Origin of the sequence: Vibrio ostreae (assembly GCF_019226825.1) — a bacterium.
Lineage (GTDB): Bacteria > Pseudomonadota > Gammaproteobacteria > Enterobacterales > Vibrionaceae > Vibrio > Vibrio ostreae.
The window spans coordinates 1,640,129-1,658,811 of sequence record NZ_CP076643.1; the positions used below are offsets into that span (position 1 = coordinate 1,640,129).

The window sequence follows — 18,683 nt, forward strand, 5'->3', positions numbered from 1 at the left end:
TTTAAGCATTGAAGACCCCACCCGACCCATATACTGTTTATAAAAACAGTATATGGGTATATTTATGTCTATTCGTAATCTAAAAGACGGCCACAAAAAACCGTGGCTTTGTGAGTGCTACCCGCAAGGCCGTACTGGTAAGCGTGTCCGTAAACGCTTTGCTACCAAAGGCGAAGCGCTTGCGTATGAAAAGTTTGTACTGCGAGAAACCGACGATAAACCCTGGCTTGGTGAAACAGCCCAAACCCGCAGCCTGTTGGATATGATTGATTTGTGGCAAGAAAGCCATGGTCAGTCGCTGGCTCACTCGAAATACACCTACAACAAGCTGAAAGTGATTGGCTTAGGCGTTGGTGACCCGCTCTATCACAAGTTTACTCCTGCTATGTTCACAGAGTACCGAGCTCGGCGTTTAGCTGTTTCATAACCCATGAAAAACCCTTGATACGCCTACTATCTGTTCGGGTGATTCAAAATGTGATCTTACTAAACACCATCCTGCAACCAATTTAAAATCAATTAGTTAACAGAGCACCAATTACTGATTGTCCCAAAAATGTCCACACCGTGAATTTATGGGTATCTGGCAAAATCGCGTTTTCTGTCATTGCTTTGTTCTCTTTTCCCGTCCACTTTTCCAGCTTCATGCAATGAACAAATTTGAAAAAACAGTTTTGCTTTCAGATTAGCGCTAAAGCCTTGCTATACATGGCTTAGCCTCCAACCAAAGAGATCTTTAATTTTCTACACCAGATCTTCAAAAGCTGACGAAAAACACATATCAACATTACAAATCAACAATTTACAACAAAATACCAGATCTTTTCAGATCGTCATTATTGCAATTTATCGAAAAAAATCGCAATTGTTGAAATTCTATTAGGCGCAATATAAGCCCTTTTCAGCGGCTTTTCATATTCCCCGAAGCCCTTATAGCAAAAGGCTTTATCGCGTGTTCTACGCCTTTCCTAGCCCCGTAGATTTTCACTAAATCAAAATTGCGAAAAAACCAGATCGAAAACGTCGCAGGTGGGGAGGAGGAGTGCGGATTCCGTGAGTGAAAGACTCGATTTCGTCTCACTGCCCCAAACAAATGTCCGAGCAAAGTGAAAATGTGGACCTCAGTTTGAAGCCTTTGACAATAGTAAGTAAGGTGTGGGATTGTATTTTTAGTTGGGATCGGAGCGTAACGCCCTTGTGGTGATAAGTTCTGTGAACGTTACAAACGACGTTTCACTATGCACTTGCATCATGCGAGGGACTGATCATGACTTTTTTTAGATATACCTTAATTTTGTTGAGTATTGGTATTTTTTGCTATCTCTCCGTAACCGAGAATGCTTTCACTCAAGAATTCGTTGCACTGGTAACTGCTTTGGCCCTGTTGAAATAGATTATCAATGCATAACAAAGGGGCGCATAATGCGCCCCTTTGTTTACTCAATAAGATCCTATGTGACCTTGTAGGTACCGGCAGAACTGCCACCGGTGACAGGCACCTGGGCGTTTTGGGTTATCTCATCCACAACTGCATTGGCGATCGCTTCTGCCATTCGGCCAGCCATGGCGAATTCTCCTTCCAGCACAAATCCCTTGGCTTTCATTTCGGTTTCTATCTTCTGTTTTAGTGACGCTTTGCTGAGTGCCATGGTTACTTACCTGCAAATACTGTTTTGGACACATCGACGTGCGGTTTACCCGTGAACGGGCAAATGGTGGCACCGGTACACACCCCCGTCCCGCCATTCATTTTGATGGTATCGGCATCTTCGGTGATGTTCTTGGCTTTAATCGTTAGGTCTTTGCCTACGGTCAGTTTGTCGTTGCCAGTGATTTCAGTTATCCGATCCTCCAAGGCTTTGATGCGCTGATTCAGACACTCAATGATGTCGTCCTTGTCGGTCTTACGTTCAAAGTTGCCTTGCTGGTCGACGAGCTGGTACACGCCCTTTCTCTGTTGGTAACGGCTTTCACCCGCTTTGATACCAGGTAACTTGAACCCAAGTGGCAGCACGCAACGGATAAATGGCTTATCCGGCTGACCAAACATGAACCCCAGTTCAACGATGCTGCCAATCGCCGGCGGTTCTAGCCGGCCAGCGTGATCACCTAAGCCAGGTACTGGGAGTGGTACCGCCTGCAGTGGTGGTTTGTCTTCGTATTCCATCCCCTTTTCATCGAGCAGTTGAACATCAACAGCGTAGTGCGGATAAAACCGATCGGACAAATCGCCCTCTTGTGGTAATTCCGGTAGCGCCACGACTTTACCCCAGCGTGGCAGGTGCCAACGGCCTGTCAGTTCAGGAAACAGGCGATAGATGATGCGTTTAATGACATTTACGTCCATGTGAGTTTGACCTCCGTCCCTTCAAATTCCACGGCAACCAAACGCAAGCCATTCACCACCACGCCCGGCTTGAGCTTTGGGATAGCCGGTAACCTGGCGGATTTATTAGCAGTGTGACGGGTCATCAATGCAGTAGGAATGGTGACGGGCTTATTGGCCCAGAACGAATCCGACCAGCGACCGACAAAAATTTGCCCGTTGCCTTGCTGCTGCCAGAACAGGTCATCGATACCAAATGCCTGGGATAACTCATCAATGATGCGGTACCCGTTTCCATCACTATAGAAGCAAGGTATCGCGGTTTTGCTGTAGGCCCGCTCAGGGACGACAAACTGCAGCCCGGTTTTGTTGGTCACTTCGCTGAGCAATTGCATCAGTGTGGGGTGACGCATGATGATGTTGAGCGGTTTGTAGAGAATGGCGGCCAACTCACGACAGAAGAGCTTTGACCAGCCTTTTTCGGTTGGCTGCACGCGTTCGACGTAACCCAGAAAGACCCGGGTGATGGCATCGCCCCAGCCTAAATCCACCGCAATAATAGTATTGGGCTCAGGACTTCCTTCAACTGAGAGTTCACACCGCCCGGGTGTGTTTTCGCTAAAAGCGATACGATGCCCTTTGACCTGAACTTTCTCGCTCCCGAGATATGCCCGGCAAAGAAATTTGCTGTTGGTTGCCATATGCCCCCACTAGGCTAGATAGTTATCCAGTCCTTTTAATATGTTCTGAATAAAAGAGAGTTCGACTTCTGTCCCTGGCGGCACGTCATCATTTGCGCCAGGCGTAACGGGTGTGCTGACGCCCTGCACTTTCTGCTGGGCGGCCGGCTGCTCAGGTTGACGCTGCTCCACGCGCTCCGGTACCGAAAGATGCTCGATGAGCTCAAAAGAAACGCTCCACTGCCGGAGCGAGTCTTGTTCGTCCGCCCGAACCGCTCCCTGAAATTTCACCTGGCGAATTTTGAGTGCTGCCGCGGTTTGGTTACTGATGCGGTAAATAAGCCGCGCGCCCTCTTCCTGCGCTTCGGCCATGCTGAACAAATTGGTCAGAAGCTGTGATTTGGTAAAGGGGACCACGCCCCGCACTGTGAGTATTTTACCTTTGCTGCCGGTTTCTGCCTGGTCAGTGGCCGAGGTCTGGCCGGACATATCCTGTCCGGCGAGTTGTTGGCGTACGCTGAGGCGCAGGTTCTTGAGCGGGAGCTGGGTGCCGTTTAGGGTTAGCATTAGATTTCTGAATACTCCCTCAATTGCAAGTACTCCAGTTCAAATGTCCCTGAAGCAATAGAACCATTACTAAATGAGCCCCCACAATAAGCCGTAGCAATTTCACCAATCACAGATTGTTCAGTAATTGTTCCTTTGTAGAGCTGCGTTAAATTCGAGCGCAGCACCGTCACATCAATGCCGAAGTCAACCCTGAGTTTAAACTGGACAATGATGGGTTTATTCTGGATTTCACTGAGGCTAATGCCCGTTTCCAATAGTGGTATCGATGGAAGTCCATAGTTTGCTGGGCTTAAGAATGTAAAACGCACATTGCTGTCTTCTGAAGCATTGGCATAAAAAATAAGAACACCACCAGATGAGTACATCTTGTATTTATCAAACTCATCTGGATAGTTAATCGCATCATCCATTTTATTCCACGACAAAGCGACGCCTGTGCCTTTTGGGAAGTTAGCTTCAAAACGAAATTCCACAACATCACCGGGTCTTTGAAGGGAATAGGTATTAAACCCTTTTAGAGAGGGTGAGATAATGTTGCGGACGTAGTTGTTCGTAACATCCGTATCAATTGGCGGATGAATAACACGCCCGCGACCTGCAACGACATCACGCCAATGTGACTTATCCATGTAGCTAAAGCCATTGTTGTAGTGCATCACCGGATATCGGTTTTCCTGACGATCAGCAATAAAGTCTAGCCATCCAACAGCCAGAAAGTCTGTGATAATGTCATCGTCAAATAGAGTCTTTGCGGTAGTTGGCATGAACAACCGTATCCGATTTAATCCGTATCGCAACTTACCAACGAAACATGGAAAATCGGAACGTCCACTTCCCGTGTTACCAATACATTCTGGAGAGACGTCATCAAAAATGGTGACTTTATGGTAGTCATCAGCGGTAAAAAGCTGAGACTCAACAATTATTCTTGGTAAGTCCTCACGATTGGCCGCATGGAAAGCCATAAAGCTGTTTTTGTAAGCACGATAGATGAGGGAATGATCTCGTCGTTCATTCCAAACCCATAAATCAATCACATTGCTTCCCAGAACTTTATCAATGTCATCGCTTTGAATCACTCCGTTCTGATAAAGCTTATTGGCCCCACGATGTCGGTCTGCCGCACTAATATCGTTTTTGCTCAATGCATAACGCATGGCTGAGTGCACGACATCAAAACAGTGACGGTCTTCAATCAATGTCGGAACATTGTCGCGCTCTGCAGTTTTGAAGAGAAACTCTGCCTTTTTTAAATGTCCCAAGTCGTTGAGATGTAATCCGTCTGAAGACGCCGATGAAAAGGCGATTTTGTCCCCATTGTTGTAAATCCAGTGTTTGATCGCTTGGTTCACATCGATAAATTCAATTCCGTATTCGTGCGCGATTCGACGTTTTACTTGGTCTATTAACTCATTGACCTGGTTGTTATTGCCATAGTCACCGCTTTTTGCCGTGTTATTACTCGGCGGACATGACATTAAAGCTGGCTGAACACCACGAGCAAAAGCATCTAAAATCAACGCTTGATTCTCAATGTACGTCCGGCGCTCTAAAAGCTCAGAGTCCTTCGAAGCGTTGGAATCATTCAAACCAAACATAATTCCAACCCATTCAACGTCCGCATAGGTTGCATTACCGTAAATCGCATTGTGAACATTGTTCACGGCCCAACCGTCTTGAGCTTGCTTACCTCGATAACCCGCATTGTAAACTCGAATACGGCTGTTTAAATGAAACTCACGAAGCATTCTTTGCAAGACATTGGTGTACGCATTCGGCACTTCGGAATCATCGTGGTCATAAACAATGCCATCAGGCACGGCCTCGTCTATCAAACGGTTGATATTCCACTTAGTTGCCCCTATAACACCATCGATAGTCGTAATACGACCATCGGTCGTTGAATCGCCAAAAAAGCAAATTGGGGCTTTTTGCCCTGACGCCCAGCGGGCGGCCTGCCCTTGTAATGAGGTCAATCGCTTAGGCTTGGCAAAAGACAGACCTGCATTGAGTAGTGCTCGAATTCGCGCTGGGCCATTCTTGTTTGGCTGCCACCCGGCCTGCTCTGGGGTGATGGTCAGATTGCGACGAACCCAATAACCAGAGGCATTGGTCGTCTCAAAAACGGTGGCATCATTGGCTAAATGAGGGGGATTAGTCATCCAAATTAAAGACCCACCCCCGCCGTCACCTTTTTCAAAATAACCAAGCAATTCAATCTGCTGACCAACTATGCGCCCAGGGTACTTTTTCAATTCCTCTACATGTGAAATGACAGTTGCAAAGCTTTGAGTTACCCAACTTCTATCCGCGCTTTCCCCCTCAGGCCGTAAATCACTCACACTTCCATCGCCCAACACCTGGGCTATCTTGCAAACAAAGTGCTTCACGCCATTAGCGTTGGTGTAGTCGTCTTTCTCATCGGCAGTGACCACAAAATCAAACAGGGTCACTTGCTCACCGTTGGGCGTACCTTCTCGATAGGCATCGACATAGATGAACGATGGCTTGTTGGGGACCTGAACGTTGCGATCAAACTCCAGCGTCACGCGGTTACCTGACACATAGCCGGCACCGGCTTTGATGTTGAATGCGGTGCCTTGAGGCGTGACCAGGAAACCGTCTTCAATAAACCAGTCCTTACCGTTCTGGTCGATGATCGCCTGGGCGACATCGGTGTCCATTTTCTTTAGGCGCTCAGTCGCGTTGTACTGCCAGGTTGAGGCATCTACCGTGATATTGGTGATTTCAGCGATGTCTTTGTATTCCAGTACCACAGAGCGCACGAGCGTATTCCCCGCCACGCCCGGTTCATCGGCAGTTTTCGGTGTTAGCGCATGATGGTCGACGGTCACCAGGACGCCATATTCTGAGCAATAGGCGCCGGTCCAGTTAAAGTCAAACGGCCCTACATCGCTGGTTAATGTCGTGCTGTAAATGACCGAATCAGCCGATAGGCGACCGCGCTGTTCCACGCCTTCCTGGTGAACAATAAAGTCGTCAGGTACCACGTCATCCGGTTGCGGGAACTCGGGACGATTGGGTACATTCGCAAAAATCATCTTGTCGATGATGAGCGGCTTCTCTTCTGCATTAAGCTGAGCCAACAGCGCTTTGCCGGCGGCGGTGAGAATAGACTTGTCAGTGGTGTTTGCCATGTTATTAAATCCTTAGCCCTTCACTGTGGCCTGGTAGTATTCGCAATCGACATTGAGCACGTTGGGTAATCCGGCAACGTTCAGTCGGGTTTTGACGTGTGATGTGGAGTAATGCGCTTCGATGTTCTTGCTGCGCGCGGCCAGCGGCATTTCAACGTAACTGGTGTATTGGTAACGGCGACAAGTGCGTCCGTACTGACGGACCACCGTGTCTAAAAGTTTCGGGACATTGGTTAAGTCCCCATCACGGATTTTCAGGCTGATCACATCCCAGTCGACATTGACCAACCGTTCATCCTGAGCAATGTGCGGATAGCCCAGCTTATCGAACATGTCTTCCCAGCCAGCGACCGAGCCAGCATCGCGGGCAAAGCCATAGGCATGAGCAACCCGAATACGAAACAGCGCTTCCGGCTCCTGGCCTAATCGCTCTACATCGCGCTGCCAGGCGAGAATATTCACCAACGCAATCGGCGCGGTTAGCGGGTCATGTTGCTGTAGCGGCATTTCAAAGGCGGCTTTAACGTGGCCCCAGTAGCGATGCAGTGCCCGGGCTATCTTGGCGAGCTCACCTGTGCCCATCCAGTAGCTGAGTTTGATATCAGGTATTTTCAATTGAGATCTCCAACGCCTGGATACGAGGGACCGACAGGTTGTTGATGATGTCCTCGTTATCAAACTCCAGTGACTCAATCTGCGGGAACTGGCTGTGCAACTCCTGGCTCAGCTTGGAGAAACTGAATCGCAGAACGGGGTTAGTCACCGTGGGTGCGTAGTCCACGTTTTCACGAAAGGCCGCGCGAATGAATTGCTCAACATCCGCCTTGAGTATCTCGCGGTCTTCCAACGTCAGCGAGCGCAATGGCCACACCCGGCAGGTAATAACGTGCTCAGTGTCTGGCATCGACATGACCTGCAAATCATCGCCGTGGCCGTGTTGCCCCTGGCTACGGATGTAGTCATTTAAATCAGCCAGCATTTCAGGGGAAGGTTCACCGGTGTCCAAAAGGATCAGCGCGTTGGCGGTACCGGGTCCACGCGGGGCGTTATGCTCGAAATACACATTGTCATCGTTGATGCCAGCCCGGCTGGTCAGCAGTGCCCGGTAGGCCGCATCGATATGCCAGCGAGCGACCGCACTCCACTGGTTACGGATACGAAGGCGCAGCTCATCATTACTCTCTTTGTCAGCGCCGGCTTCAAGCAGCCATTCCGCGGGATTGGTCGCCGCAGCAATACCTGGGATCGCCGTCGGCAGAATGTGGTAGTACCCTTCCCCCAGGTTGTAAGCCGCGCCTTCGCTTTCCGCTTCCACCTCGGCCATAATCATGGTTTCGTTATCCGGCAAAGTGGTATCGGCTAGCACCCGGACCCGGTAGATATTGCCGTTAATGGCCTCGGTCTGAATCCAGGTATCTTGCGGAATGACCAGAGCCGGCCCTTGCGCGGCCGCGCGTTGAAAGGCAATTAACCCTTTGGCTTTGGTTGCGCCTTTACGAGTCAGTTTGCACTGCCAGGCCAGTAGGTCGAGCCACTGGTCGACGGCGGTCGCCACAAACATGTTCGGCAACACGTAACCGACCAGTAAGGTGGTGATAAGCCACATCGTCACTTTCACCACGGCGGACTCGATCAAACGCCAGAACGGGGAGAACGGCGAGTCATTCGAAATGGTGCTGCCCTCTTTGGCCAGTTCCTCTTTGAGCACCTTTTTCCATCCCGCTTCATCGGTTGGAATGCCCGACTGCTTCACCAGTTCGTTGTAATCGGGTTTTGGAATATCAGCCACTGATGACCTCCAAATCTAAGTTGCCAAATTCTGCTGTCTTAGCAAAAACGTAAATCGTGCCATCGGTTGGCTCTTCCAGCCGCACCGTGCCCGGCACCAGGCGAACATCCTCTTCAACCAGCAATTCCAGCTGAGTGCGGATATCCGCTTTCTTTGAGGGACTGCGCTCTGCAATCAAATCGACCGCCAGATGACTTTCCATAATCGCGTGCTTAATGTCCTGCGCGATGACCGCCCGGTCCTGAATCAATACCGGGTTGCGCCCGGCATCGAGGACCACGTCACCGTTTTCAATCAAGATGTCCTGATAGATGTAGTCCGCCATTAGCCTGCCGCCATCTCAAGTTCACTGGCCATATCCTGAGGACTGGTCATATAGGTTGGGTAAATCTCTACACCGCCGTAATTGGTTGAGCTGGTCTGATAATTCGCGATGCTCTTCGCTGCGCCACCGGGTTGAATTTGCGCGGTCGGGGTCGCGCTCTGCACCGATGTCGATTTGACCTGCAGCTTTTCATCGTCGCTGCCCAGTCCCGGGATCCAATCCACCAACCCTTTTACCGTGTCCCAAATGCCGGCCAACTGGTCCGAAAACCAACTGAATACTCCACCGAAGATATTGCGCATGGCATCGGCCATCTGTCCGATGAAGGCAAAGCCACTGGTATCGGTAAAGCCGCTCATCACCCATTGCCAGCCTGCAGAAACGAAATCAAACAAGAGGCGAAAAGGGGCGGTCAGTGCTTTGATGGCAAACTCCAGCACCTGAAACCAGGTGGTATCACCAAACGAAGCTTTGAGATCATCCCAGTAATAAATCAGAGCGCCAACCGCGGCGGTCGCCGCTATCACCCCCATCACAATCAACATGATGGGGTTCGTTGCCATCGCGATGTTGAGCGCCAGCATGGCAACACGCATGACCGCTAATCCTTTGGTGAACACAAACCCCACGCCAGAAAGCAGCTTCATGGTCAGCATGTAGGTCGCCATGGCCTGTTTGCCCACGCCCATCATCAAGGTAAACGCACCGCCGGCCGCGGCGGCGCCGAGCAGTGCCAGCGCACCAAAACCAATGTATTTCGTGATGTTCGGGAAAAGCTCGGTCCATTCGATGATTTCCAGTGCACCATCCGCAAGGCTTGAAACCACTGGCAGCAGTGACGGCAGCAGCGCAGCCCCAAAGGCGGTGCGAACCGCAAACACACCTTGTTCTAGGCGTTCCCATTGGTCGGTCATAGCACCGGCCATTTGCTCGGCGACATCCAGTCCTTTCACTTTGCCCAGCGCATCAATGGAGCTTGCCAGGCCATCCGTGTTTTGCATCAGCAACTGGATCATAGCGGTCGCCTCTTGGGTTCCGAATGCCTTGCTCAGCTCGGCCGCTTCTGCAACAGAAATGGTTTCTCCGTAGCGAGCTTTGAGCTGATTCAGAATGTCGACGATAGGCAGCAACTGCCCTTGCGCATCGGTGAAGGTCATGTTGAGCGCGTCCTGCGCCTTAGCGGTTCCCGCTAAGAACGCGCGATACTTGGTCCCCGCCTCACTGCCGCTCATCGTCGATTGCAGTGTGCCCAGGACCGCCATTTGCTCGGTCATGCCCACACCCACCGAGGTGGCCGAAGCGCCAACCGACGTAAAGGCCGCCGACATCTGATCACCAGTGGTTTTAAACATCTGCACCGCCTGCGCCGTTTGGCCACCCAGCATATTGACCCAGTCGGCTTTCCCCATTTGGTTCGCCGTGTTCTGGAAGATGCCGTACATGGTCCCGACGTAGTTAGTGATGGTCGCGGTGTCCGCTTTGGTCGCCGCCGCCAATACGCCCGACGCCCGGGTAAATTCAGACAGCTCATTCCCGGCCAGACCCGAAATCGCTGACTGAATATCGTAAGACGCCGCCACAAAATCGGTCGCGGATTTTCCGTACTCCACCGAGAACTTCATTGCAGTTTGGGTCAACGTTTTCAGCTGGTCATCAGCGACGCCCAGTGATTTCACTTCCCCCAGTGCACGGTCCATTTCAATGGCCGGCATCAGCGCCTGCTGCAGCGCAAAACCTGCACCCACCATGCCCGTTGCACCGGCCACCATGGTATGCGTACCCTGGCGGTAAGTGTTGGTGACATCGTTGATTTGGCGTTGAATGTTGCCCAGCGGTTTGGATATCTGGTCAACAAGTCCAACGGTAAATCTGAGTGCTTCTGGTAACATGCTTTATCCGTTATCCGCTAAAGGCTTTGGCCACCCCGTTCGCTGTCGATGCGGTGAGGTTTTCCCAGTACTTCTTTTCTAACCACACCGCGCGGGCAATGTTGGTTTCATCGTCCGGCTCACCCGGCAACCACTTACGGCGCCAGATGAGCATTTGTTCCAGTTCGTTGCCGTCGATGCCCCGGACCAGGGCATCTATTTTTTTACTTTGATCTGCAGTTTCGGCGTGTACTCTTTGAGCAGCTCACCCACAATCTGCAGCGCCGCACCCGGGTTCGCTTTGGTGAGATGACGCAGCGGCTCTTTGCTCTCGTCGTCCACAATCATCACCAGGAAGTTATGGGCTGAGCTGGCAATTTCACCTTGCGCCAGTTCGTTCATGTAGTCGTTGTATGCGGCTTCCGTTGGGGTAAAGCTCAGGTCCTGGGTGCCAATGGTCAGTACAATGGTTTTGCTCATGCGATTTCTCTCTTTTTGTCTAACTTGTTTTCCAGACGGTCGAACCGTCCGTTAATTGAATCTTTCAGATCGTCCACGGCTTCCCGCAGTTCATGTTTGGTGGCGTACTTCTCGGCGACATCCCCACGTTGATTGGCAATGGCCAGCTCGTTGTTGTGTGTGCGCCGCTCCAGCTCCCGAGTGGTCGCCGCCGACTTTTCCGCACGGGTGAACACGAAACCAATCAACGTGAGTAGAAAGCCGGCCATTGCCAGTAAGATGCGCCAATCGTCCATCTAGCCTCCTTTCACAGCCTGCTTCATGCCGCTGAGCATCCCTGTCGGCGCTTGGCCCGCGGCCACCTGTTTATCCAGCGACCGCTTGTGAATGTTGATACCCAGCACCGCCAGCGCGACGGAAATCAGTGGTGTGAGTGCCACAATGGCGTTGATGACGTTGGCGGTTTCTGCCGGCTCAAGCACCATCACGGCAAACAAGCCTAAAAACATCAGCGCCCAGGAAAAGCAGAGCGTATAACCCCACATCGGGCGCCACCGGCGCACAAAAGGATCGCAGTTGGCGTATTCCGCCTGGGTCACCGACGCTTGCTGACTAATAGCCAGTTTTCGCTCACCGCTTTCGAGTTCGGCATGCTGCAAGGCCAGCTCACGCAGCTTGATGCGCTCATCGGATTCCAGCTGTTTAATGGCCAGCAGTGCATCCGGGTTATTCACCAGTGCCTGCTCAATCGCTTCCGGCGTGTTGTCTACGCCTAAAGCGCTCGCCACCATGCTGCCAACAGCGCCGCCGGCAGGCCCGCCGAGCAATGTGCCGACCATGGGGGCAGCACTGCCAATCAGAGATTTCACTTTGTCCCACATGGTAATCAGTCCTTTACAATGGTCAGGTTGGCCGGCTCGCCCGCCAGCTCAGCCATCAGGCTGTTGAATGCCGCAGTGGAGTTCATCACCGCCCACTCACCGCCAACGAAACCGAAATCCACACCCGGTGCTAAACATCCTTCCAGCTCTTTCGGCGAGTTGGCCTTGTGGATCAGAATATGGGTGCGCAGGCTGGGGCCATAACGCGTCACCCCGAGCGCTTCACTCTCCAGCGCGTAGCAGTCACCAAACTTGGGTGATTGATGGGGATACAGTGCATAACTGCCTTCCGGAATACAGGATTGTGACGGCGCGTTGTTCAGCCAGGCCCGCTCAACCACACAACACACCACGCTGCCGTCAGCCCGGTGGAGGGTGGAATAGGTGCCGTGGCTGAAATAGCGACGTTTAAGTACAAAATGTTTCATGGGTGATTTACTCCCGTTCACTCTGGCACTGGGTGCAATACTGGCAACCTGGTACCTTTTGGCGGCGTTTTTCGGGAATTGGGTCGCCACATTCGCCGCATTCTTGTGCGCTTTCCCGTTGTTGAGTTCGCTTAGCCCCTGCGAGTTGACGGGCAAGCGCCATTTGCTGGAATTGGGTTTCAACACCGCAGGCGTGGTCAATAGCATCTGGCATCGTGTCCCCTTCTTACTGAACCAGGTCTTCGGTTTCATCCGGACGCAGGTAAGGCACGCCGTTGATATTGATGAAATCCGGGCTGGTTACTTCAAAAGGCAGCTTGTGCAACAGAGCGCTGCCGCCATTGGTATCGATATCCAGCAAGTCAGAGATTTTCAGACGGCAACCGAAGGCTTCCACTTTCAGTTCGTCGTTGTCGATCTTGCCGTAGAACAGGGCGTCAAAGTCTGGCAGGCCACGCCATGAGCCCGACTGACTGGCCGCTTTGCTCAGCAGGTTGAACTGCTGCGTGGTTAGCTCCATTTCACCGCTGGCTTCCACATCGCCATCCACCCAGCCATCCGGCACACCGGAGGTTTTATTGACGGCGGAGTTATCCGTGATCGAGAGCGTGACTTTTTGCGCTTTGAGCTTGTAGTCACCCAGAGAGAAGTGCATGTTCTTGCCAGAAATTCGCATGCTCATAAATTACGCCTCCGAGTCTGCAGGGTTAGAGAGATCGAGTGCGATGTTCACCGCGATTTCTTTCGGGCAGTTATGCGGGCGAACCATCAACCCGATCTGCACTTTGGTTTTGGTGATCCATTCAATGGTCACATCACTGTCGCGCGGAACCATGATCTCACCCGGGAACGTAATGCCGCCGATCTCCATTCCTTTCGACATGTCGCGCATGTCTTTGCGGAAATAGGTGCGGTTCAGTTCAATGCTGGGCGGAGTCGAATTGAGGATTCGATCAGCGATGCGGCGAATGGCTTTGATACGAACGCGGCGATTCAGCTTGTGTACCGGGCGAACGTATTCCAGGTATTGGTAATCGCCGCCTTTGGCTTCCAGCGTGGTCGCATCGCTCCAGTACACCCCTTCCAAATCGGCATACCATTGCGGCAGCGAATAACGGGCATCGGCCAGCGTAGCCACAGTGCTCATTTCCAGCGGTTTATCGTTGCTGTCGACCGGCATGCCACCCAGCCCCAGCACTTCACCGGTCGCAACACGCATCGGGCTGTCTGCCACGGTCACGCTGCGGTCACACAAGCGGCCACCCAGCACACCCACGTTATTCCCGTTCAGTTGCGGGACCGGCGTCACCAGGTTCGCCGCCACATCTTTCACCAGGTTCAGCATGGCCGTTTCATACACTGACCAGGTTTGGCTCTCTGCATCGATACCCGGGCATGCCGCCAGGAAGAACACCCAGCGGCCCAACTTGCTGGTCAGCTCGGTGGCTTTGGCCTGCATCTCGCCAAACTCGGCAGACGTGTTCACTTCGTCGCAGAGGCAAATGCCTTCAAAGGAATCGGTGCGATTGGCGATGTCCACCGCTTCCTGCCAGGTGTCATCCGCACTCAGGCCAAAAATAGCGGCAGTCCAGTTCTGTTTGCCGTTCAGTTGCGCCGCGATGACGTTCGCACCGAGTGCGTCGTCCGCCACTACGTCGTCTAAATCGGTCATGTTGTTCACGCGCGTCACCACACCTTGCAGTTCGGCCTTATCGGTGCGCCCGATGTAAAGCAGGTGGCGTTCGATTTCCGGGATCCCGCCTTGCCCTAAATTGAGGTTGTTAACCTGTACCTTTCCGGTTGCCATTGGCTATTTCCTTACAAAGTGGTTATTTCTTTACGCGCGCTTTCTCGATGTTTCGAATGATGCGCTCTCTCACTTTCTGCGTTTTGCTGCCGAGCATTTGCCGCTGTGGGGTATGCACTTTCCATTTCTGCTTACCCTTGCGCTTACCGGTTCGCATCATGCGGATGATGAGCCCGGCCTGGCCTAACGTGAGCCGCTTTTCCAGGTTACGGACACTGGGCTTATTCCAGCCTTTCCCGTCCCGGCGGCGTATCCGGTACCCGAGGCGGCGCAACGCGATGGCCTGCGCTTTGGTACACGGTGCGCTGTAATCGGGTTCACCCCGGCGTTTGTTCTGCGCCTTGATGTGCTCATGCGCAGTGACAGTTTCCATCATGCCGGCCTGATGCACCGCCGCTTTGCGCGCTTTGCTTTTCCGGCTCCAGGTTAAGTCCAGCACCGTGGCATCATGCAGCACGTAGGGCTCTAACCCGTTTGAGAATGAGGTCAGAACCGCTCCCTCACCCTGTTTTCGTTTTTCGAATTTCTGGTTGTCGGTGTCCTTTTGCCGGCGGATACGGCTGCGGGTCATGCGCTTTTCCCAGCGACCCAGGTCTTTCAAGAGCCAGAATCGTTTGCGCTTAGTCAGTGCCAACGCCTCCAAGGCTTTGCGGGCACTGATCGCGTCCTGGCCGATTAACTCAATCTGCATGACTCAGCTCGTATTCTTTCGCTGTGTCGATAGGCACAGCCTGCACCCGATATTTCACCCCGCGCCAGGTAATGAGCCCTTGCTCATCCGGGATCATTTCAATCGGTTCCATCATTTCAATTTCGACCAGCACGTCGGCCGTTTCATGATTGATGACATCGACACTGATTTCCGGGTCACTCAGTTCGTGAATGTCTCGCTCGGTGTCGTAGTCCGAGAGCCAGCAAGCGACTAACGCAAACAGATTGCGCGGGTCTAGTTGCTGATGCGGAAACTCCTCAACCGAAATCACCGCTTCATAGCGCCAGTACGCCGCAATGTGCCCGCCGTTGCCCCGGTCCTCGCCATCGACCACAATCGCGGCCCGCTCCTGCCAGGCTTCGATTTTGTTGTCGAGCACATTGCTGTTGAGGTGACTGACGATGTAGTCCGTCAGGTGCTCCAGCTTGGTTTTGACGTACGCCGATTCACTCATATCGATGCAATCCCATTCGCACTGCGGCCCAGTAAAGCCCGCACATCTTTGTTGCTCTGGCTCAGAAAGCGGTCTTCCTGCTCCGGCTCATCGGTCGCCACACTTTCGCCCTCTTTGCGACGGTCCTGAGTGGCGAACTCTTTGAGCAATTCAGCATGAGCGCGGCCATACACCGCCCGCTTATAAATCATGGTTTTGCCCGCGCCCCATTGGGGCGGCTCATCATCAACCCGCAGGCTATCGAGTCGCTGCTGGATATTGCCCGCCGCAATAGTCACTGCAGCGACCATGGATTCATTCGCAAAGGTGTGAGGAATGCGGCGCAGAGCGCGAAACTCATCCGTCGATAAATCCGGCCATCCCTCTCCGGGAATGGCGGTGCTGTCTGCGCTGTTGACCTTGCCGCCAAAACTCATGGCGTTCTCCTTTGCGATTAAATAAGTGCGCCTCTAGCCACTGGGTCGACGGGTTACCATGCACCTTTACGGTGATAGCACCCTCGCCAGCCGAGGCGCGGTGGCGTAGGAGTCGTTACAACTTGCCTTCCTGAATGGCGCGGATGCGCATATCAATCTGGTCAATCTTGGTTTTGACGCCGATTTTGTTGTGTTTGTCGTGGGCAGTAATCAGCAAGGCTTTGGCCTTTTCGAGTCGCTCGATATTGCCCAGTTGGCTGGGTTGGGGTTCACCTTTTTCGTTGAGCAGTAACCCGTAGCCGGCAAACTTGTACCATTTGGCTTCCAGCTGCTCCGGCAGCTTCCACTCCTGGTCGATTTTCTCGAACACTTGCGAGAAGTACGGCTCCACCGACTGGCCGTTGGCCATTTGGGTTTCAGCCCACTGCAGCACAAAGTCGGCACACACGACCGCCCAGCTGGAACGCTTGAAGTTTTCCGGGGTCGGTAAGTCCAGCTCAATCGCTTTGAACAACCACTCAATCGCGGTACCTAGCTCACCGGTATCAAACAGCCAGACAATCAGATCGGTGAAAATCGGGTTCTGGTAACTTTCGCCGGCTTCCAGGTACGTTTCAGCCATCGGCTTGTACTTCGGAATGAGCACGTCACGCTTGTGGTTTACCTTCTCCGCGATTTGCACCATGCCTTTCAGCGTGAGTTTGTCCTGCTCGAACTCGATGAGCTGCAGGTGCAAACTGTCTGTATTGGCGGCGGTGATCGCTGCAGCCGCTTTAGAGGGTTGTGCCAGCAGCTTCATACGCTGGCGTTGTAGTGGACTGACCATGAACTGCCCCTTACGCTGCCGCTGGTTCAACAACGGTCACCGCTTCAATGGCGGCAAACTTTTTCATGTTGCCGACGGCGTAGCCTTCCATACGAATATGGTTTTGCTTGTAGCAAAGCTCATCTTCATCGTTCACCTGGCGGCGCCACTGCGTGCCTTCCTGAGTCAGGATCTGCAGGTTCTTCGGCGTGGTGACCCAGATTTGGTTACCTTTGAAGAACGAAGGTGTGTAGGCCTTGCGACCCGCGATGGTTTTCGCCAGTGCCTGCGCGGCTTTGTGCTCAGTGGGTACCGTTGCCGATTCCAGTAAGCGGTGCTGCTCAGCGGCCACCAGGTCATGACCCACCAACACAACTAGATCAGGGTCGTTGCGGTGCTCTGGGGCGATGGTGGTATTGATCAGGTCCTGCACCAGGGAATCGAGGTTCTTGTAGGAATCTTCCGTGGCGCCGGTCGCATCCAGTGACGCTGCAGCCAGAACCTGGGCCGGTTTCTTCTCTTTAACGACGGTCAGCCAGCCTTTATTGACGTCCTGACCAAGCGGATTCGCGACGGGATCGGTAACAGCCGCAATCGAGGTACCGTTGAATCCGATACGCAGCATATCCAGTGCAAAGCGACGCGAAATCGAGGCTTTCATCAACTTGAGCCACTCATCTTTCGAACCAGAATTTGCCCATTGCGTCATCAGTTCCCAAAGGATTTTGGCGCCGGAATCGGTTTTGGTCAGCTCGTAGGTGTTCCCTTCCTGGTTCACATCCGCCAGGAAGCGTTTGCCATCGCCGCGACCGGTCGCCAGACCATCACCGCCAACATCGATGACCTGGCCTTTGATTTGAGAAACCAACTGCAGCGAAATCATGCCAAGGAACGAATCCGATTCCATGATCGCCTGGCGAAGTTTGGTTTCCATCACCGGCGTGATGTTGAACATCTTAGAGCCGGCAGCTGCGCTGGCGCTTTCAACAACGGCGGAAGTGAATTCCTGTAAGTACTGCGTAGAGACGGCGTTTAACATTAAAACACCTCCATTTTGTTACTGGCGCCGGTGTCTTCCGGTCCCTGCCCATCCGGGCCGGTGTTGCTCAGTTGGTTAAATTTGTTTTCCAGCTCACCTTGTTTGGTGGCAATGCCATCCAGTTTGTCGGTCAGTTGGCTGAATTGCTCCGGCGTCAGGCCTGAAGTCTGTTCGCCAGAGGTTTTTCCTTCCGGCGTATCATCGCCTTCTGGATCTGCCGCTGGCGTTTGCTGGGTAGAGAGTGTGTTGAACTTCTCTTCCAGTTCACCTTGTTTGGTGCCGATATTGTTAATCGCACCCATCATTTGGCTGAACTGCTCTTGGTTCATGGGTTCTTCGTCCTCTGGCTGAGAATCGGGAGTGTGCTCTGGCTGATCGCCGGACAGGAAAAAGCCTTTGCAGAGTGAGAAAAAACGCTCGGAGCGGGTGAAACATGTTGAGAAGTCAATCTCTTCCAATGCATCCGTCTCGATCACGGTTTCTTCGCCCTGACGGCGTGAAAATTTGAGTTGCGTTGTACCTGTGGAGGCAGGAGAGTCAGTCACAGCTAGGCCTGTTAAATAGCAACGCCCTTCGCTTTTGTAATCCGGGTTAGGCTCAATGGAGGTAAACAGCTTCTGTCCATCTTTGTTCGCTTCAATCAGGTAATGATTGGGCGTCAGCTTGGCAAACAGACGCAGTTTCCCGTCTTTCTCTTCGGCTTTCAGTGCTTCAACAATGCCCCAGTTTTTACCCTCGAAGGGTGCCCATTGATTGCGGAAATGCTCCGGCCAAATCAAAGCGGGGTACTCATCTTTGGAATACAGTTCGGCCATGTCGTTAATCCAAGACTTATCGATTTTTCGACCGTCTACGGTATTGCCTTCGGTGGCGACGATGACCCAATCACTGGTTTTCGGCATGGTTGAACACTCTTAATCACTGCGGTTTTTCGTTGATGTGTGGCAACCATACGCCGATAAAAAC

24 protein-coding genes are annotated in these 18,683 nt (G+C 52.6%); 1 reads left to right on the top strand and 23 read right to left on the bottom strand.

Annotated features, from left to right (window positions below; all coding sequences use genetic code 11):
• The first annotated feature begins 64 nt into the window (after positions 1 to 64).
• Positions 65 to 427 carry a phage integrase gene (locus KNV97_RS13515; protein WP_407701903.1) on the top strand — a complete coding sequence of 121 codons (363 nt, stop codon included), beginning with the start codon at positions 65 to 67 and terminating at the stop codon, positions 425 to 427.
• 1,024 nt (positions 428 to 1,451) lie between these two features.
• On the opposite strand, the gene KNV97_RS13520 is transcribed toward KNV97_RS13515, so the two are convergent.
• From KNV97_RS13520 to KNV97_RS13630, 23 genes are all read right to left on the bottom strand, one after another.
• Positions 1,452 to 1,649 carry a hypothetical protein gene (locus tag KNV97_RS13520; RefSeq protein ID WP_218563347.1) on the bottom strand — a complete coding sequence of 66 codons (198 nt, stop codon included), beginning with the start codon at positions 1,647 to 1,649 and terminating at the stop codon, positions 1,452 to 1,454.
• A 2-nt stretch (positions 1,650 to 1,651) separates the two neighbouring features.
• Entirely contained in the window at positions 1,652 to 2,347 is a 696-nt protein-coding gene (locus KNV97_RS13525; RefSeq protein WP_218563348.1) for a hypothetical protein, read from the bottom strand.
• A complete protein-coding gene (locus KNV97_RS13530) occupies positions 2,338 to 3,027 on the bottom strand; it encodes a hypothetical protein (RefSeq protein ID WP_218563349.1) in 690 nt (229 codons plus the stop codon). The genes KNV97_RS13525 and KNV97_RS13530 overlap by 10 nt, the downstream gene beginning before the upstream one ends.
• A gap of 9 nt (positions 3,028 to 3,036) precedes the next feature.
• The gene (locus tag KNV97_RS13535) at positions 3,037 to 3,573 is read right to left on the bottom strand and encodes a baseplate complex protein (RefSeq protein WP_218563350.1); all 537 of its coding nucleotides are present in this window, start codon (positions 3,571 to 3,573) and stop codon (positions 3,037 to 3,039) included.
• Positions 3,573 to 6,734: a phage tail-collar fiber domain-containing protein gene (locus KNV97_RS13540; protein WP_218563351.1), complete on the bottom strand. Its 3,162-nt coding sequence runs from the start codon at positions 6,732 to 6,734 to the stop codon at positions 3,573 to 3,575. Before KNV97_RS13540 ends, KNV97_RS13535 begins: the two co-directional genes overlap by 1 nt.
• 12 nt (positions 6,735 to 6,746) lie before the next feature.
• On the bottom strand, positions 6,747 to 7,349 hold the full coding sequence (locus KNV97_RS13545) for a phage tail protein (RefSeq protein ID WP_218563352.1): 603 nt from the start codon (positions 7,347 to 7,349) through the stop codon (positions 6,747 to 6,749).
• Positions 7,336 to 8,523, bottom strand: a complete 1,188-nt coding sequence (locus tag KNV97_RS13550; RefSeq protein ID WP_218563353.1) for a baseplate J/gp47 family protein — start codon at positions 8,521 to 8,523, stop codon at positions 7,336 to 7,338. Before KNV97_RS13550 ends, KNV97_RS13545 begins: the two co-directional genes overlap by 14 nt.
• Complete coding sequence (locus KNV97_RS13555; protein WP_218563354.1) at positions 8,516 to 8,848, bottom strand: DUF2590 family protein; 333 nt, start codon at positions 8,846 to 8,848, stop codon at positions 8,516 to 8,518. The genes KNV97_RS13550 and KNV97_RS13555 overlap by 8 nt, the downstream gene beginning before the upstream one ends.
• On the bottom strand, positions 8,848 to 10,737 hold the full coding sequence (locus KNV97_RS13560) for a phage tail tape measure protein (RefSeq protein ID WP_218563355.1): 1,890 nt from the start codon (positions 10,735 to 10,737) through the stop codon (positions 8,848 to 8,850). Before KNV97_RS13560 ends, KNV97_RS13555 begins: the two co-directional genes overlap by 1 nt.
• A 10-nt stretch (positions 10,738 to 10,747) precedes the next feature.
• Positions 10,748 to 10,891, bottom strand: coding sequence for a DUF6890 family protein (locus KNV97_RS13565; RefSeq protein WP_218563356.1), 144 nt, complete (start codon positions 10,889 to 10,891; stop codon positions 10,748 to 10,750).
• A 41-nt stretch (positions 10,892 to 10,932) separates the two neighbouring features.
• Positions 10,933 to 11,196, bottom strand: coding sequence for a putative phage tail assembly chaperone (locus KNV97_RS13570; RefSeq protein WP_218563357.1), 264 nt, complete (start codon positions 11,194 to 11,196; stop codon positions 10,933 to 10,935).
• Positions 11,193 to 11,471, bottom strand: a complete 279-nt coding sequence (locus KNV97_RS13575; RefSeq protein ID WP_014205467.1) for a hypothetical protein — start codon at positions 11,469 to 11,471, stop codon at positions 11,193 to 11,195. The genes KNV97_RS13570 and KNV97_RS13575 overlap by 4 nt, the downstream gene beginning before the upstream one ends.
• On the bottom strand, positions 11,472 to 12,056 hold the full coding sequence (locus KNV97_RS13580) for a 3TM-type holin (protein WP_218563358.1): 585 nt from the start codon (positions 12,054 to 12,056) through the stop codon (positions 11,472 to 11,474).
• 5 nt (positions 12,057 to 12,061) lie between these two features.
• Positions 12,062 to 12,484 (bottom strand): DUF5675 family protein, encoded by a 423-nt coding sequence (locus KNV97_RS13585; protein WP_218563359.1) that lies wholly within the window; start codon positions 12,482 to 12,484, stop codon positions 12,062 to 12,064.
• A gap of 7 nt (positions 12,485 to 12,491) precedes the next feature.
• The gene (locus tag KNV97_RS13590) at positions 12,492 to 12,698 is read right to left on the bottom strand and encodes a TraR/DksA C4-type zinc finger protein (protein ID WP_218563360.1); all 207 of its coding nucleotides are present in this window, start codon (positions 12,696 to 12,698) and stop codon (positions 12,492 to 12,494) included.
• Positions 12,699 to 12,710: 12 nt separating this feature from the next.
• On the bottom strand, positions 12,711 to 13,166 hold the full coding sequence (locus KNV97_RS13595; RefSeq protein WP_014205470.1) for a phage protein: 456 nt from the start codon (positions 13,164 to 13,166) through the stop codon (positions 12,711 to 12,713).
• Between the two features lie 3 nt (positions 13,167 to 13,169).
• Positions 13,170 to 14,291 carry a DUF2586 domain-containing protein gene (locus tag KNV97_RS13600; protein ID WP_218563361.1) on the bottom strand — a complete coding sequence of 374 codons (1,122 nt, stop codon included), beginning with the start codon at positions 14,289 to 14,291 and terminating at the stop codon, positions 13,170 to 13,172.
• A 22-nt stretch (positions 14,292 to 14,313) separates the two neighbouring features.
• On the bottom strand, positions 14,314 to 14,982 hold the full coding sequence (locus KNV97_RS13605; protein ID WP_218563362.1) for a hypothetical protein: 669 nt from the start codon (positions 14,980 to 14,982) through the stop codon (positions 14,314 to 14,316).
• A complete protein-coding gene (locus KNV97_RS13610) occupies positions 14,972 to 15,457 on the bottom strand; it encodes a phage tail protein (RefSeq protein WP_218563363.1) in 486 nt (161 codons plus the stop codon). Before KNV97_RS13610 ends, KNV97_RS13605 begins: the two co-directional genes overlap by 11 nt.
• A complete protein-coding gene (locus tag KNV97_RS13615; RefSeq protein WP_218563364.1) occupies positions 15,454 to 15,873 on the bottom strand; it encodes a head completion/stabilization protein in 420 nt (139 codons plus the stop codon). The genes KNV97_RS13610 and KNV97_RS13615 overlap by 4 nt, the downstream gene beginning before the upstream one ends.
• A gap of 115 nt (positions 15,874 to 15,988) precedes the next feature.
• A complete protein-coding gene (locus KNV97_RS13620) occupies positions 15,989 to 16,699 on the bottom strand; it encodes a phage terminase small subunit (RefSeq protein ID WP_218563365.1) in 711 nt (236 codons plus the stop codon).
• A 10-nt stretch (positions 16,700 to 16,709) separates the two neighbouring features.
• Positions 16,710 to 17,717, bottom strand: coding sequence for a phage major capsid protein, P2 family (locus KNV97_RS13625; protein WP_218563366.1), 1,008 nt, complete (start codon positions 17,715 to 17,717; stop codon positions 16,710 to 16,712).
• Entirely contained in the window at positions 17,717 to 18,619 is a 903-nt protein-coding gene (locus KNV97_RS13630) for a GPO family capsid scaffolding protein (RefSeq protein ID WP_218563367.1), read from the bottom strand. The genes KNV97_RS13625 and KNV97_RS13630 overlap by 1 nt, the downstream gene beginning before the upstream one ends.
• Positions 18,620 to 18,683: the final 64 nt, after the last annotated feature.